Source organism: Mycobacterium sp. E796 (assembly GCF_001672815.1).
In the GTDB taxonomy this organism is placed as follows: domain Bacteria; phylum Actinomycetota; class Actinomycetes; order Mycobacteriales; family Mycobacteriaceae; genus Mycobacterium.
In genome coordinates this window covers 1-598 of sequence record NZ_LZKK01000270.1, presented here as the reverse complement: position 1 = coordinate 598, position 598 = coordinate 1, and the positions used below count along the sequence as shown (strand labels likewise).

The window sequence follows — 598 nt, the reverse complement described above, 5'->3', positions numbered from 1 at the left end:
ATCGACAAATTCCGCCGTCGCGGCCGATCGCCGGCTGAGTCACATAGGCCCCATTAGTACCCGCGCGGAGGCCGCACCCTTTGTGCCCGCCTCACAGCGACAACTTGAGGCGATGTCGTACAGGTATGCGACCCTGCGGCAATGAACCTTCGAGGAATCGAACTGCGCTATGTGCTCGCGATGCACCTCGCTCATAATGGGCGGGCAACCGTCGCCGAAATGCTCCATGCGCTTGAAGCGCAAGGCTTTTGCGTCCCCGGGAGGGCATCGAAAGTCATTTCGGATGCCCTGCGTTGGGAGACGGAGCGGGACAGGGTGCGCCGGCTTCGGCGCGGGCTGTACGGGCCGGGCTATATCCCGCGCTCCACCGAACACCGAATACATAAACGGTTGCCCGCCCATTATGAGCGAGGTGCATCGCGAGCACATAGCGCAGTTCGATTCCTCGAAGGTTCATTGCCGCAGGGTCGCATACCTGTACGACATCGCCTCAAGTTGTCGCTGTGAGGCGGGCACAAAGGGTGCGGCCTCCGCGCGGGTACTAATGGGGCCTATGTGACTCAGCCGGCGATCGGCCGCGACGGCGGAATTTGTCGCT

Annotated in this window: 1 pseudogene; it reads left to right on the top strand. The window is 62.2% G+C overall.

Features of this window, described 5'->3' with window-relative positions:
• Positions 1-141: 141 nt before the first annotated feature.
• A pseudogene (locus A5706_RS34455) lies at positions 142-426 on the top strand (hypothetical protein); the annotation flags it as partial.
• Between the last annotated feature and the right edge of the window lie 172 nt (positions 427-598).